General features: G+C 69.8%; 11 protein-coding genes and 1 pseudogene. 3 read left to right on the forward strand and 9 right to left on the reverse strand.

Annotated features, from left to right (window positions below):
- Window positions 1-25: 25 nt before the first annotated feature.
- Window positions 26-1,249, reverse strand: a complete 1,224-nt coding sequence (locus QWJ39_RS02580; RefSeq protein WP_290256128.1) for an acetoin utilization protein AcuC — start codon at window positions 1,247-1,249, stop codon at window positions 26-28.
- Window positions 1,250-1,347: 98 nt separating this feature from the next.
- Here QWJ39_RS02580 and QWJ39_RS02585 point away from each other — a divergent pair, with 98 nt between their 5' ends.
- Together QWJ39_RS02585 and QWJ39_RS02590 are read left to right on the forward strand one after the other, a co-directional pair.
- On the forward strand, window positions 1,348-2,781 hold the full coding sequence (locus tag QWJ39_RS02585) for a potassium transporter TrkG (protein ID WP_290256129.1): 1,434 nt from the start codon (window positions 1,348-1,350) through the stop codon (window positions 2,779-2,781).
- A complete protein-coding gene (locus tag QWJ39_RS02590) occupies window positions 2,774-3,460 on the forward strand; it encodes a TrkA family potassium uptake protein (RefSeq protein WP_290256130.1) in 687 nt (228 codons plus the stop codon). The genes QWJ39_RS02585 and QWJ39_RS02590 overlap by 8 nt, the downstream gene beginning before the upstream one ends.
- A gap of 61 nt (window positions 3,461-3,521) precedes the next feature.
- Here the strand turns inward: QWJ39_RS02590 and QWJ39_RS02595 are convergent, their stop codons facing one another.
- The 7 genes from QWJ39_RS02595 to QWJ39_RS02625 all read right to left on the reverse strand — a co-directional run bounded on the left by QWJ39_RS02595 (window position 3,522) and on the right by QWJ39_RS02625 (window position 11,104).
- Window positions 3,522-4,103 carry an HhH-GPD-type base excision DNA repair protein gene (locus tag QWJ39_RS02595; RefSeq protein WP_290256131.1) on the reverse strand — a complete coding sequence of 194 codons (582 nt, stop codon included), beginning with the start codon at window positions 4,101-4,103 and terminating at the stop codon, window positions 3,522-3,524.
- 36 nt (window positions 4,104-4,139) lie between these two features.
- The gene (gene proC, locus QWJ39_RS02600; RefSeq protein WP_290256132.1) at window positions 4,140-4,973 is read right to left on the reverse strand and encodes a pyrroline-5-carboxylate reductase; all 834 of its coding nucleotides are present in this window, start codon (window positions 4,971-4,973) and stop codon (window positions 4,140-4,142) included.
- 273 nt (window positions 4,974-5,246) lie between these two features.
- Window positions 5,247-6,392 (reverse strand): Ppx/GppA phosphatase family protein, encoded by a 1,146-nt coding sequence (locus tag QWJ39_RS02605; RefSeq protein WP_290256133.1) that lies wholly within the window; start codon window positions 6,390-6,392, stop codon window positions 5,247-5,249.
- Window positions 6,393-6,482: 90 nt separating this feature from the next.
- Window positions 6,483-6,920, reverse strand: coding sequence for an SseB family protein (locus tag QWJ39_RS02610; RefSeq protein WP_290256135.1), 438 nt, complete (start codon window positions 6,918-6,920; stop codon window positions 6,483-6,485).
- A gap of 176 nt (window positions 6,921-7,096) precedes the next feature.
- Complete coding sequence (gene topA, locus QWJ39_RS02615; protein WP_290256136.1) at window positions 7,097-9,832, reverse strand: type I DNA topoisomerase; 2,736 nt, start codon at window positions 9,830-9,832, stop codon at window positions 7,097-7,099.
- A 133-nt stretch (window positions 9,833-9,965) separates the two neighbouring features.
- A complete protein-coding gene (locus QWJ39_RS02620; RefSeq protein ID WP_290256137.1) occupies window positions 9,966-10,415 on the reverse strand; it encodes an SRPBCC domain-containing protein in 450 nt (149 codons plus the stop codon).
- 38 nt (window positions 10,416-10,453) lie between these two features.
- Window positions 10,454-11,104: a winged helix-turn-helix domain-containing protein gene (locus tag QWJ39_RS02625; RefSeq protein WP_290256138.1), complete on the reverse strand. Its 651-nt coding sequence runs from the start codon at window positions 11,102-11,104 to the stop codon at window positions 10,454-10,456.
- A 77-nt stretch (window positions 11,105-11,181) separates the two neighbouring features.
- On the opposite strand from QWJ39_RS02625, the pseudogene QWJ39_RS02630 reads away from it, so the two are divergent.
- A pseudogene (locus QWJ39_RS02630) lies at window positions 11,182-12,429 on the forward strand (MFS transporter); the annotation flags it as partial.
- A 33-nt stretch (window positions 12,430-12,462) separates the two neighbouring features.
- Here the strand turns inward: QWJ39_RS02630 and QWJ39_RS02635 are convergent.
- Window positions 12,463-14,100, reverse strand: coding sequence for a methyltransferase (locus QWJ39_RS02635; RefSeq protein WP_290256139.1), 1,638 nt, complete (start codon window positions 14,098-14,100; stop codon window positions 12,463-12,465).
- Between the last annotated feature and the right edge of the window lie 2 nt (window positions 14,101-14,102).

The following is a 14,102-nucleotide window of genomic DNA, read 5'->3' on the forward strand; positions in this document are numbered from 1 at the left end:
ATGGCATCCACCGGGCGGGCCGGGTTCAGTCGAACCAGGGGTCCAGGCCGTAGAGCGGGAAAACTTCCTTGCGGGTGGCCATGACGGTGCGGTCCACGGCGTCGTTGGGATCGAAGCCGACCTCCCAGGAGCGCCACCAGAGATCGACGTCGTCGCCCATCACCGTGGGCGGCTCCACGCCGTACTTCGCCCCGTACGTGTCCTTGACGTGCTGGCGCCAGTCCTCCGGAACGGGGGTGCGTAGCGGCACCGGGCGGCCGGCGGCGATCGCCACCAGGTGGCTCCAAGAACGGGGCACCACGGTTATGACGTTGTACCCGCCGCCGCCGGTGGCGATCCACCGATTGTCGCAGTAGCGGGCGGCGAGGCCGGCGACGGCGGAGGCCGCCTCCCGCTGGCCGTCCACGCTGATGTTCAGGTGCGTCAGCGGGTCCAGCCTGTGCGAGTCGCAGCCGTGCTGGCTGACGATCACCTCGGGTTCGAACGCCCCGACCAGCTGCGGCACGACGGCGTGGAAGGCGCGCAGCCAGCCGGCGTCGCCCGTCCCGGCCGGGAGGGCTACGTTCACGGCGCTGCCCTGGGCGTTGGGGCCGCCGATCTCGTTGGCGAACCCGGTGCCGGGGAACAAGGTCAGCCCGGTCTCGTGCAGCGAAATGGTGAGTACCCGCGGGTCGTCCCAGAAGATGCTCTGGGTCCCGTCGCCGTGGTGGGCGTCGACGTCGACGTACGCCACCCGTTGCACGCCGCCGTCAAGCAGCCGCTGGATGGCGAGGGCTGCGTCGTTGTAAATGCAGAAGCCGCTGGCCCGCTCACGGGACGCGTGGTGCATGCCGCCGCCGAAGTTCACAGCACGGACCGCGCTGCCGTCCAGAATGGCGCCGGCCGCCAGCAGCGATCCGCCCGCCAGGCGCGCGCTCGCCTCGTGCATCCCGGCGAAGGCGGGGTCGTCCTCGGTTCCGAGGCCGCGCTTCTCATCCGGCGTGGCGGGATCGGCGCTGACGCGGCGGACGGCGGCGATGTAGTCCTCACTGTGAACGGCGGCGAGCTCGGCGTCGGTGGCGACCTCCGGGGCGGCCACCGTGACGTGGTCGAGGTCCAGCAGGCCGAGGCTCCGGGACAGCCGGGCAGTCAGTTCCATCCGCTCCGGCGCCATCGGGTGACTGTGGCCGAAGTTGTACGCCGTCATAGCGGAGTCCCACACCACCGTCGTTGGTAATGCGGCCTGGGCGAGTCCGGGCAGGAAAGTCATCCCTCACAGGCTACCGGAGCGCACCCCCTCCCCCGTCCGACCGCGGAATATAGTGGTTTACTACTGTGGACGCCGTTTCAACCGAGGACAAACCGCACATGAAGCAAAGCCAGTCGAGGTCACCCCACCCGGCCAGCTGGCACCCCGGCCAGCCGGAGCGGGAAGGGTTGTGGATCCTCACCCGGCTGCGCGACTTCGTGGACGACATCGCGAACACGTCCCCGGCACGGCTGGCGGTCACCGCGTTCGCCGTCGTCGTCCTCGTCTTCACCGCCCTGCTCTCGCTGCCCGTTTCCTCGGCCACAGGCCAGGCCACCCCGCTGCACCAAGCCCTATTCACGGCCGTCTCCGCGGTCTGCGTGACCGGCCTGACCGTGGTGTCCACGGCCGTGCACTGGTCCTTTTTCGGGCAGCTCGTGATCCTGGTGGGGATCTTCGTCGGCGGCCTCGGCACACTGACCCTGGCGTCCCTGCTCGCCCTGGTGGTGAGCAAGAAACTCGGCGTCCGCGGCAAGCTCATCGCCCAGGAGGCCATGAACAACGCCGGCCGGCTCGGTGAGGTGGGCACCCTGCTGCGGATCGTGATCGTCACCTCCGTGGTGATCGAGGCGGTCCTCGCCGCCGCGATGGTGCCGCGGTTCCTGTCCCTGGGCGAGAGCTTCGGACAGTCCCTCTGGCACGGGATCTTCTACTCCATTTCCGCCTTCAACAACGCCGGGTTCACGCCGCACTCGGACGGGATCGTGCCCTACGAGACGGACCTGTGGATCCTGGTTCCGCTGATGCTGGGCGTCTTCCTGGGCAGCCTGGGCTTCCCGGTGGTGATGGTGCTCCAGCAGAACGGCCTGAACTGGAAGAAATGGAACCTGCACACCAAGCTGACCATCCAGGTCTCGCTGATCCTCCTGGCCGCCGGCGCCGTCCTGTGGGGCCTGCTGGAGTGGAACAACGTCCGCACCATCGGCAGCATGAGCGTGGGCGACAAGATCACGCACTCGCTGTTCGCCTCCGTCATGACCCGCTCCGGCGGCTTCAACCTGGTGGACCAGAACCACATGGATTCGGCCACCATGCTGCTCAGCGACGCCCTGATGTTCGCCGGCGGCGGCTCGGCGTCGACGGCGGGCGGCATCAAGGTCACCACCATCGCCGTGATGTTCCTGGCCATCGTGGCCGAGGCCCGCGGCGACGCCGACGTGAAAATTTACGGCCGCACCATCCCGGAGGGCACCATGCGGGTGGCCATCTCGGTGATCGTCGCCGGCGCCACCCTGGTGGCCGTGTCCGCACTCCTGCTGCTGCAGATCAGCGGTGCCACCCTGGACCGGGTCCTGTTCGAAACGATTTCCGCCTTCGCCACGGTGGGCCTGAGCACCAACCTCAGCGCCGAACTGCCGCCGGCCGGCGTCTATGTCCTCACCGTGCTGATGTTCGCCGGCCGCGTCGGGACCGTCACGCTCGCGGCCGGGCTGGCACTGCGCCAGCGAAGCCAGCTGTACCACTACCCGGAAGAGAGACCGATCATTGGCTAGTTCCTCAGGCGCCGTCAACCGCCCCGCCCACAATGCCCCGGTCCTGGTGATCGGACTGGGCCGCTTCGGCGCGTCCACCGCCGAACAGCTCGTCAAGCAGGGCCGCGAGGTGCTGGCGATCGAACGCGACCGCACCCTGGTGCAGAAGTGGTCCAGCGTCCTCACCCACGTGGTGGAGGCCGACGCCACCAACATCGACGCCCTCCGCCAGCTCGGCGCGCAGGAGTTCAGCTCCGCCGTCGTCGGCGTGGGCACCTCGATCGAATCGTCCGTGCTGATCACCGTCAACCTGGTGGACCTCGGGATCGAGCACCTCTGGGTCAAGGCGATCACGCCCTCGCACGGCAAGATCCTCACCCGGATCGGCGCCAACCACGTGATCTACCCGGAGGCCGACGCCGGCGTCCGTGCGGCGCACCTGGTCTCCGGCCGGATGCTGGACTTCATCGAGTTCGACGACGACTTCGCGATCGTCAAGATGTACCCGCCGCGGGAGACCGTGGGCTTCACCCTGGAGGAATCCAAGGTCCGGTCCAAGTACGGCGTGACGATCGTGGGCGTGAAGTCCCCCGGCGAGGACTTCACCTACGCCCGGCCGGAGACCAAGGTTTCCGCCCGGGACATGCTGATCGTCTCCGGCCACGTGGACCTGCTGGAACGGTTCGCCGCCCGGCCGTAAGGGCCGGCGGCGGACGATTGCGGCGGCATTCGACGACGGCGGGACGGGCGAGGCGCGCCCGTCAGTCCGTGCCCTTGGCCGCCTTCGCCGCGGCCTTCGCGGCCTGCTTGCTGGCCCGAACCTTGACCAGGGAGTCGGGGTCGACGATGTCCGCCACGGACAGGTAGGCGTCCGCCTGACCGTAGTGCCCGGCGGCCTCGCGCCAGCCTTCGGCCTTGAGGCCGCATTGCTTGCCCAGCAGCGCCAGGAAGATCTTCGCCTTCTGCTCGCCGAAACCCGGGAGGGCCTTGAGCCGGCGGAGCACCTCGGCGCCGTCGGGCTCGCCCTGGGTCCAGATCGCGGTGGCGTCCCCGCCCCACTCCTTGTCCACGGTCTCGGCCAGCGCCTGGACCCGGCCGGCCATGGAGCCGGGGAACCGGTGCACGGCGGGCTTTTCCTTGAAGACCTCGACGAAACCGTGCGGGTCGTAGCCTGCGATGGTGCCGGGCTCCAACGATCCGATCCGGGTGCGGATCTTCTCCGGCCCGGCGAAGGCGGACTCCATGGTCACCTGCTGGTCCAGCAGCATGCCGGTGAGCAGGGCGAAGGCGTCGTCGCTGAGGAGCTTGTCCGCGGCGGCGTCGCCGGTGATGTGCAGTTCCATGCGTGCTGTCCTGTCCGTGTGCGGGTGGGTTGGGTGTCAGCCCAGCTGTTTGGTGATCTCGGCGGCGCGCTCCGCGGCGGCCCGGGCGCCGGCGGCGATGATGCCGGGCAGCCCCTGCTCGTCGAAGGTGGCGATCGCGCGTTCGGTCGTCCCGTTCGGGCTGGTCACCGCGATCCGCAGGGTGGTGGGGTCGGCGCCGGGTTCGGCAAGCATCAGGCCGGCACCGGCCACGGTCTCCCTGGCCAGCAGCTTGGAGAGCTCCGGGTCCAGGCCGAGCTCGACGCCGGCGGCGGCCATCGCCTCGGCGAGGTAGAAGGCGTACGCCGGGCCGGAGCCGCTGACCGCGGAGAGCGCGTCCACCTGGGATTCCGGGATCTCGACGACGGTGCCGACCGCGGCGAAGATGTCCTTGGCCTGCTGCAGCTGTTCCGCCGAGCAGTGCGTCCCGCCGGAGACGGAGACGACGCCGCGGCCCAGGCGGGCGGGCGTGTTGGGCATGGTGCGGATCACCGGCTGCCCGGCCGGCAGCGCTGCCTCCAGCTGCTCCAGGGACACGGCCGCGGCGACGCTGACCACCAGGGTGTCCGGGGAGAGCGCCCCGCTGATCTCCCGGGCCAGCGCCGCGGTTCCCACGGGTTTGACGCCCAGGATCACGACGTCGGCACCGGTGGCGGCCTGCACATTGTTCTCGGGTTCCTCTTCGCCGGCGATCGCGGTGATGCCGGTGTGCCGTTCGGCCAGTTCCGCGGCCCGCCCGGCCCTCCGCACGGTGGCGACGATGTCCGCGGGATCGGTCCCGCCGGCGATCAGTCCGCCCAGGATTGCCTCGTTCATTGACCCACAGCCCAGGAAGGCGATTCGGTTGCTCATGCCCCCATCATTGCAGTCGGCCCCGATTCACAGCCAGCTCACAACTCCGGGCCAGCTTGCTCCCATCCTCGGCCCCTACCGTAGTTAGTACCTCATCAAGAGGGTGCGAGTGATGCAGCAGGCATGCGGATGCCTGCCCCGGCACCGGTCGTCAGCAGCGGGTTTCCCCCATTTTCCCGCGAGCGACGGCCGGTGCTTTCGCGTTAACGAACGGTTCGGAGCGGGGCGTTCGACGACGGCGTCCCGGTGCCCTCCCGGGCGGGGACAGCCCGGCTAGTGTTTCTTGTCCTTCTTGCCGTTGCCTTTTTTGTGGCCGTCCTTCTTCTCGCCGTCGTGCTCGGCGTCTTGATCCTTGTCCTTCTTGGCGGCGTCCTTCTTCTTGTCGTCGTCGTCCGAGTCGTCGCCCCCGTCCTTCTCGTCGTCGTCCGGGGCCTGCAACTCGGCGGGCTGGCTGGCCAGGGCCACGTGGGGCGGTGGCTCCAGGGGCCCCTCGGTGACCAACTGATCCAGCCGGCGAAGGATCAGGCCCTCGCGCAGCGCCCAGGGGCAGATCTCCAGGCTGGGGAACTCGAACATTTCCAGGGCGGCCTCCGCCACGAGCGCGCCGGCGAGCAACTGGGGCGCCCGGGCCTCGGAGACGGCGGGCAGGTGCAGGCGGTCCTCGATCTCCATGGCCGAGATGCGCTGCGCCCAGAGACCCAGGTCCGTGGCGTAGAGCTCGCGTTTGACGTAGGGACCGGCGCCGCTCGGTGCTGCCCCGGCGATCCGGGCCAGCGACCGGAACGTCTTGGAGGTGCCGGCCACGTGGTTGGCCCGGCCCAGGCTCTGGAACTCCTTGACGACGGGTTTCAGGGTCTCCCGGATGTAGTTCCGCAGTTCCTTGACGCTCTTGGCGGAGGGCGGATCCTCGGGCAGCCAGTCGCGGGTCAGCCGGCTGGCGCCGAGCGGGACGGACATGGCCAGCTCCGGCAGCTCGTCCTCGCCGTAGGCCATTTCGAAGGAGCCGCCGCCGATGTCCAGGTTGAGCATGGGCCCGGCACCCCAGCCATACCAGCGGCGCACGGCGAAGAAGGTCATGGACGCCTCCTCGCTGCCGCTGAGTTCGCGCAGCGTCACGGTGGTCTCGTGCTTGACGCGGGCCAGGACCTCGCTGCCATTGGTGGCCTCGCGGATGGCGGAGGTGCAAAAGGCCAGCAGGTCCTCGGCCTTGTGCTTGGCGGCGAATTCCCAGGCCTCGAGGACGAACTCCACGAGCTCGTTCTGGCCGTCGTCGCTGATGTTGCCGTCGCCATCCAGATGCTGGACCAGGGAGAGGGAGCGCTTATGCGAGGCGAAGGCCACCGGCCGGGCGCCGGGATGGGCGTCCACGAGGAGAAGGTGGACGGTGTTGGACCCTATGTCGAGTACGCCTAGTCGCATAGGCACATTATTGCCCGGCGGATACCGGCCGCCTAAAGAGCCGCGCCCGCGGACCACTGGTGGTCCGCGGGCGCTGGTGGGTGCCGGGTCTTAGGCCTCGGTGCCGGCCTCGTCCTCGTCGGCGGGCTTGAAGTCGCGGCGAATGTTGGCCACACCCTCCGGGTCGATCTCGAAGCCGTAGGCGGCGCCGGGGTTGATGACCATGCCGAGCTCGTCGCCGAGGTTGCCGAGGATCGCGGCGCCCTGGGTTCCCAGGATGTTCGGCGCGGCGGCAAGGTACTGCTCCGTGACGCGGCTGGGGTGGGAGAAGACGGCCAGCACGGGGTTGCCGGAGGCGTTGGCCAGCACCAGCGGCTCCACCTGCGAGTCGGGGCCCTCCAGGGTGTCCGAACTGACGATGTAGACCTCATTGTTGAGGAAAGACAGGATGACATCCACCGGGTTGGCATCCGGCTGTTCCCCCCGGGCGAGCTTCTCCTCGAGGTCGTTGAGCGGCTGTGAATCCATGGGTGTGGGCTGTTCAGTCATTGTCCCACTCGATCACTTTGCGGCCCGGGGCGCAATTCCCGACGACGGCGGCCACGGCCCCGGCGTGCCCCGCCGGGGCCCGCATTCCGCTCGCGGGTTCGGCCCGCCGTCGCTGTTTCCAGACGGCGGGCCTGCACCGAACCCGCGCGCCGGACGCCGGACGCGACGCCCGGGACCTACTTCTTGGCTGCGGCCTTCCGGGCCGGTGCCTTGCGGGCGGCGGGCTTGCGCTTGACCGGGCCCTTGGCGCGCTTCTCGGCCAGCAGTTCCACGGCCTGTTCCCGGGTGAGCTCCTCGACGGAGGTGCTCCGCGGGACGGTGATGTTGGTGACGCCGTCGGTGATGTACGGGCCGAACCGGCCTTCCTTCACCACGATGTTCTTCTCCGAGACCGGGTCCGGGCCGAACTCGGCCAGCGGCGGCACCGCGGCACGGGCGCCGCGCTGCTTGGGCTGGGAGTAGATCTCCAGCGCCTGCTCGAGGGTGATCGTGAAGATCTCCTCCTCGGAGCCGATCGAGCGGGAGTCCGTGCCCTTCTTCAGGTATGGGCCGAACCGGCCGTTCTGCACCGTGATGGGGGTGCCCTCGGCGTCCTGGCCCACGACGCGCGGCAGGCTCATCAGCTGCAGCGCCTCGTCCAGGGTCACGGAGTCCACGGTCATCGAGGCGAAGAGGGAGCCGGTGCGCGGCTTGGCCTTGACCGGCTTCTTCGGCGGCTTGGGCTTGCCGTTCTTGTAGTACTCCACCGGCAGGCTGGCCAGCTGTTCCTCGGTCATCTCCGGGATGATCTCGGTGACGTAGGCGCCGTACCGGCCGTTCTTGGCCACCACCGTGTGGCCGGTGTGCGGGTCAACGCCGAGGACGCGTTCCTCGGGGGCGGCGGTCTCCATCAGTTCCACGGCCTTGGCGGCGGTGAGCTCATCCGGGGCCAGGTCCTCGGGGACGTTGGCCCGGGCCGACTCGACGACCTCGCCGGTCTTCGGGTCCACGGTGGGGACGGAGCTCTCCAGGTACGGTCCGAACTTGCCCACGCGCAGGGTGATGCCGTCCGTGATCGGAATGGAGTTGATCTCCCGGGCGTCGATCTCGCCGAGGTTGTTCACGATGCTCAGCAGGCCCGGCTTGGCGTCGGCGCCGAAGTAGAAGTGCTTCAGCCACGACGGGCCGGCCTCCTGGCCGTTGGCGATCTTGTCCAGGTCCGCTTCCATGTCGGCGGTGAAGTCGTAGTCCACGTAGTCATGGAAGTGCTGCTCCAGCAGCCGGACCACGGAGAACGCGATCCAGCTCGGAACCAGCGCGGAGCCCTGCTTCCGGACGTAGCCGCGGTCCTGGATGGTGGAGATGGTGGAGGCGTAGGTCGACGGGCGGCCGATGCCCTTCTTCTCCAGCTCGGCAGTCAGCGACGCTTCGGTGAAGCGCGGCGGCGGCGAGGTCTCGTGGCCGACGGCGGTGATGTCCGCTGCGGTGAGGACGTCGTCCTTGGCCACATTCGGCAACCGGCGGGCCTCGTCCGAGTCGTCGTCGCCGCGGCTCTCGTCCTTGCCTTCCTCGTAGGCGGCGAGGAAGCCGGGAAAGGTGATGACGGTGCCGGAGGCGGAGAATTCGGCATCCCGGCCGTCGGTGGCGATCGCGCCGAGGCGGATGGTCGCCGTCGATCCCTTGGCGTCGGCCATCTGGGAGGCGACGGTGCGCTTCCAGATCAGCTCGTAGAGGCGGAACTCGTCGCCGGAGAGCTGCTTGGCCACCTGCGCCGGGGTGCGGAAGGAGTCGCCGGCGGGGCGGATGGCCTCGTGCGCCTCCTGGGCGTTGGCGGCTTTGCCGCTGTACACGCGGGGCGAGGCCGGGACGTACTCGGGGCCGTACAGTTCGGACGCCTGGCGCCGCGCGGCCGTGATGGCCTCGTTGCTCAGCGCGTTCGAGTCGGTACGCATATAGGTGATGTAGCCGTTTTCGTACAGCCGCTGGGCCACCTGCATGGTGCTCTTCGAGGAGAAGCGCAGCTTACGGCCGGCCTCCTGCTGCAGGGTGGAGGTGGTGAACGGCGCGGTGGGGCGGCGGGTGTAGGGCTTGGTGTCGACGGAGCGGACGCGGAATTCCGCCTCCTGCAGGCCGGAGGCCAGGGACAGGGCGAGTTCCTGGTTCAGGTGGACGACGCCGCGGGCGGTGAGTTCGCCGTCGTCGTTGAAGTCCCGGCCGCTGGCGACCTTCGAGCCGTCCACGGACGCGAGCTTTGCTTTGAACGAGGAAGCCGTTCCGGCGTCGGTGCCGAACTGGCCGGTCAGGTCCCAGTAGGAGGCGGCCTTGAAGGCCATCCGCTCGCGTTCCCGGTCCACCACCATGCGGGTCACGACGGACTGCACGCGGCCGGCGGAGAGCCCGCGGGCCACCTTGCGCCAGAGCACCGGGGAGATCTCGTAGCCGTAGAGCCGGTCCAGCACGCGGCGGGTTTCCTGGGCATCCACCAGGTCCTGGTCCACGTCGCGCAGGTTGTCCATGGCGCGGTGGATGGCTTCCTTGGTGATTTCACCGAAGGTCATCCGGTACACCGGGACCTTGGGCTTGAGGACCTCCAGCAGGTGCCACGCGATGGCCTCGCCCTCGCGGTCCCCATCGGTTGCGAGGTAGAGCGCGTCGGCGCCCTTGAGCTGGGCCTTGAGTTCGGCGACCTTTTTCTTCTTGTCCGGGGAGACCACGTAGTAGGGCTTGAAGTCGTGGTCGACGTCGACGGCGAACTTGCCCACCGAAGTCTTTTTCAGTTCCGCGGGGAGCTCCGAGGGCTGCGGGAGGTCACGGATGTGACCGATGGAGGCCTCGACAATGAAGCCCTCGCCCAGGTACTTGGCGATGGTCTTGCTCTTGGCCGGAGACTCCACAATCACGAGTTTCTTGCCGGTGGGGGCCTTGCTTGGCACGGTGCTCCTACAGAAAAAAGGTTGCTCGGGCAGAACCGCCCATATCCGCCTAGTTCACCATATTTTGCGGAATACCGCGCATTGATGCACAAATGCGCGGCGGCGTCGGACCCGTGCCGACGCTGCTGTGAGGCTAGGCTGCGATGCGGCCGAGGGTCTCCTTCAGCCGTGTCAGCAGGTGGCCCTGCCAGCCACCGGCCATGATGCGGTGGGCGACGGCGTGGCTGGGCTCCGCGGGGTCGAATCCCTCGTGGACGAGGTCCAGCCGCGTCCCCGTTCCCTCCGGGGCCAGGGTCCAGGTGACGGTGCTTTGCAGGTCGTTCCCCGCCTCAGCGTCCCGCCATGAGATACGGAGCAGGCGCCCGTCCCGGAGCTCCAGGACACGGCTGGCGACCAGGCCGCTGAAGCCGACGGCCGGGACCGGGGTCCCGCGCATGATGTAGTCGTGCCCGACGACCGGTTCGAAATTGTTGTCCATGAGCCAGTCGGCGATCAGGGGCGGCTCGGTCAGGGCGCGCCAGACGGCCGCCGGCGGGTGCGGCAGGTATTCGTCCACGTGGATGGGGGCAAGCGGTGCGGTCACGGACACTCTTCCGTTCGTTGGGGGCTTTCAGGGAGTTTTCAAACGGCCGCGGGGCCGCCGCGGTCGTCGGGAATCATCGACCACATGGTGGCCATCCGGACGGCCCCGTCCGGGATCGCGTCCGGCGCCTCGAGTTCGTAGTCGCGCAGCAGCCCGAAGATGCGCTCCGTCAGCTCGGCACGCTGGGCCGGCGTGAGATAGAGCAAGTTGCTGGCCAGCACCACCGAGGCGGGCGGTTCCCCGGATTCGCCGCGCCGCCGCTGCTCATCCCGGGCCTCGGCGTGCGCCTTGACCCGTCGGCGGTAGGCGTCCAGTTCCAGATCCAGGACGGCGAATTCCGGGCTAGCCGGTCCGCCGCCGGATTTGATGGTGAAGTCCGTTCCGGCGGCCTTCCAGCGGCGCTCGCGTGCGTCCCCGGCGGTGGCCGCGGGCACCACGATCCCCCACTTCTGCAGGGCCCGCAGGTGGTAGCTCATGGCGCTGGGGGTCAGACCGGTCTGTGCCGCAAGCTCCGTGGCGGTGCGGCTGACCTGGGTGGAGTACAGCTCCGAGATCACTTCCAGCCGCGCGGCGTGGGCCAGGGCCCGGATGGCCTTGGGGTCGGTGATCTCCACCTTCTGTTCCGGGCGCGGCCTGCGCTTGCCGGCCGGCGCCTCGGCGGAATCCGCCGGCGGGTTCTCTGTCTTCACTCCCCCAGTCTAGCGACGGTTTCCAAACTATGAAAGGAATGCTTGACACTTACCCAGCGCGGACCTATGGTCCAGTTATGAAAGAAACACTTCATAAGGCCTCCGGGCCGGCCGGCCCCTTGTGGCGCAACCACGACTTCCTGCTCGCCAGTGGCTCCCGCTTCTTCGCCGCCGCCGGCATGGGCGCCGTCGTCGTCACCGTCATGCTTCGGCTCCAGGCGGAGTCCGCGGGCAACGGTCCCGGCGCCGGGCCGTGGCTGGTGGCCGCCTACCTGGCCTGCTCCGCCCTGCCCCTGGTCCTCCTGGCCCCCTGGGCCGGGCGGCTCGCAGACACCCGGGATTCACGCACGCTGGCGACGGCGGCATCCCTGGCCAGCGCCGCGGCGGTGGCGGGGATGGTCTTCGGGCTGCGGGAGGGTGCCCTGAACCTTCCGCTGCTGTTTGCCATGACCTTCGTGCTGGACGCGGCCCAGGCCGTGGCGGGCCCCACTTGGCAGGCCCTATTGCCCCGGATTGTTGGCGAGGAGCGCACGCCCAAGGCCGTGGGCACCATGCAGGCCACCACCATGATCGCCGGCATGGCGGGGCCGGCCGCGGGCGGCCTGCTGACCGGCTGGGGCGGCCCCGGGCTGGTGGTGGCGGTGGCCGGCGGCTGCTACCTGGCAATGGGAGCCGGTGCCCTGCTGATCCGCACCCGGCGCGGCACGGCCGCCGAACGCGCGGGGCGGCCTGCCCCGGCGCTGCTCGACGGGTTGCGCCTGCTCCGGCGGGACGTCCTGGTGTGGGCGCTGGTGCTCGGCGCCATGTTCTTCATCGTCGCCGGCGAGGCCACCAACGTCCTCGAGGTGTTCCTGGCCCGCGGCGAACTGGGCGCCAGCGAGGCGGAGTACGGGCTGCTGGCCGCGGCATTCGGGCTGGGCATGGCCGCCGGCGCGGCCCTCGCCGGCCGGATCGGGAACGGACGGAACCGGCTCCGGGCGCTGCTGGCGGCGATGGTGCTGACCTCGGCCCTCCTTGGGGCGACGGCCCTGGTGCCCACGGTGGCGTGGCTGTTTGCCGCCTATACCGCGACCGGCGCGGCCTGCGGCGTCCTGAACGCCTGCTTCGGGGCGATCACCATCCTCCGGATTCCGGAGACCGGGCGCGGTCAGGCGATGGCGATCCTTGGCGGGATGACGCGGGCAGTGTCAATAGCGGCACTGGCCCTCGGCGGCCTCCTTGGTGCGGCGCTGCCGGTCCGCACCAGCTTCTTCGCCACGGGCACCGCGGGAGTGCTGGTCGCGGCGGCCGTGGCGATGGTGGTCCTGCGCATCCCGGGCACGGAACAATCAGTCGGGACCCAATCAGGCAGGACCCAATCAGGCAGAGACCAGGAAGCCGTCCCGGACCAGGTTGGCGACGTCGTCGAGCAGCCTTTGCCGGAAGGTGCCGCTGTTGTGGCCCTCGTGCCCGCCCAGGAGGGCATCGAGCGCCCCGGCGATCTGCCCGGCGGTGAGCTCGCCGTCGCACGCTGAGACGAAGCCGGCCAGTTCCGTGCTCAGCAGGTTGGTGCGGCGGAGCCCGGCACCCTGGCGCAGCAGGATCACGCCGGGGTGCTCGGCGCCGGGGCGCTGGTGCCGTTCCTCCGTGACGTCGTCGGCCACGAGCAGGTGCGCCGCCGCGACGTCGTGGCCGGCGAGCCAGTCGGCCCGTTCCACCGCCGCCCCGAGGTGCGGCCCCACGGGCTGCTCGATCGGGTAGGTGATCTCCTCGAAGCGGCGCAGCACCGGTCCTGCTTGCGCGGCAGGGCGGCGCAGGAAGATCATGCCGAAGCCGATCGCGGTGACGCCGCGGGAGGCGAAGTCGTCCAGGTAGGCGGCGTAGGAACGGCGGTACAGGTCCCGGTCCCGGCCCTCGGAGGCATCCTGCAGCCAGGTTTCGGCGTACTGCTCGGGACCCACCTGCTCGCGCTGGATGAACCACACATCGGCGTCCTCCGGGGCCCACTGCTGCGGCCGGGCGAACCACTCCTGGCCGGCCGGGACTTCCCAGTTGCCCAGCATCTGTGCGGTGCCTCCGGGCGCCAGGACGGAGGGGAGGTCCCGGACCAGGGCGGCGACGATCTCGTCGCCGGGCAGGCCACCGTCGCGGTAGGTGAACTGGTCCGCCGTCGATTCCCCCGCGGTGCGCGGAGTGATCACGAACGGCGGGTTGGAGACCACCAAGTCGAACTCCTCCCCGGCGATCGGTTCCAGCAGCGACCCGCGCCGCAGGGTGACGCGGCCGGCGAGGTCCTCCGGGTCCAGGTGCAGCTCCCGGGCATTGAGGACCAGGTTGAAGCGGGTGAAGGCCAGGGCACGGTCGGAAATGTCTGTGGCGGTGACGTGCTCGGCGTGGTGGAGCAGGTGGAAAGTCTGAACGCCGCAGCCGGTACCGAGGTCCAGGGCCCGGGCCACGTGCCGCCGGGCGGTGACCTGGACCAGGGTGGTGGATGCCTGGCCGATTCCGAGCACATGGTCGCGGCGTAGCACGCCGGGGCTCTGGTGCGCGGCCAAGTCGCTGGCTACCCAGAGGTCGGCGCCCCCGTTCGGCTGCCCTTCCTCATCTGTCGACGGGTCCCAGCCGTAGGGCCGCAGGTCCACACGGGCCCGGACCAGGTCATCCTCCGCCCCTTCCACGAGGCCGAGTTCGCCGAGGCCGGCGGCGCCCACCGAGGGCAGGGCGGCGTCGAGGGCGGCAGCGGTCTGCGGTTCGGCCAGCAACCAGAGGCGGACGACGGCGGCGAGCGCGGCGGCGGCCGGGTCGGCAGCGACGGCGTCGTCGACGGCGATCAGGGCCGGGATGAGCTGGTCCCGGGCCAGGGCGGCGTGGGCGGCCTCACCGAGGAACGCGGCGACCCCGTCGACGGTGTAGCCGATGGCCAGCAGGTCGCGGGCGAGGGCCCCGGTCAGGTCCGGGAGGTCGCTGCGCGGGGCATCGGGGGTGTTGCCGGCCGTGAAAAGAGTCGAGGAGGTCACCG

Source organism: Arthrobacter sp. YD4, assembly GCF_030410515.1.
Classification (GTDB): Bacteria; Actinomycetota; Actinomycetes; order Actinomycetales; family Micrococcaceae; genus Arthrobacter.

Excerpts from the sequence above, each read along its gene's own strand:
- QWJ39_RS02580 (WP_290256128.1), bottom strand. The coding sequence starts at position 1,249 with ATGACTTTCCTGCCCGGACTCGCCCAGGCCGCATTACCAACGACGGTG.
- QWJ39_RS02585 (WP_290256129.1), top strand. The coding sequence starts at position 1,348 with ATGAAGCAAAGCCAGTCGAGGTCACCCCACCCGGCCAGCTGGCACCCC.
- QWJ39_RS02595 (WP_290256131.1), bottom strand. The coding sequence starts at position 4,103 with ATGGAACTGCACATCACCGGCGACGCCGCCGCGGACAAGCTCCTCAGC.
- proC (WP_290256132.1), bottom strand. The coding sequence starts at position 4,973 with ATGAGCAACCGAATCGCCTTCCTGGGCTGTGGGTCAATGAACGAGGCA.
- QWJ39_RS02605 (WP_290256133.1), bottom strand. The coding sequence starts at position 6,392 with ATGCGACTAGGCGTACTCGACATAGGGTCCAACACCGTCCACCTTCTC.
- QWJ39_RS02610 (WP_290256135.1), bottom strand. The coding sequence starts at position 6,920 with ATGACTGAACAGCCCACACCCATGGATTCACAGCCGCTCAACGACCTC.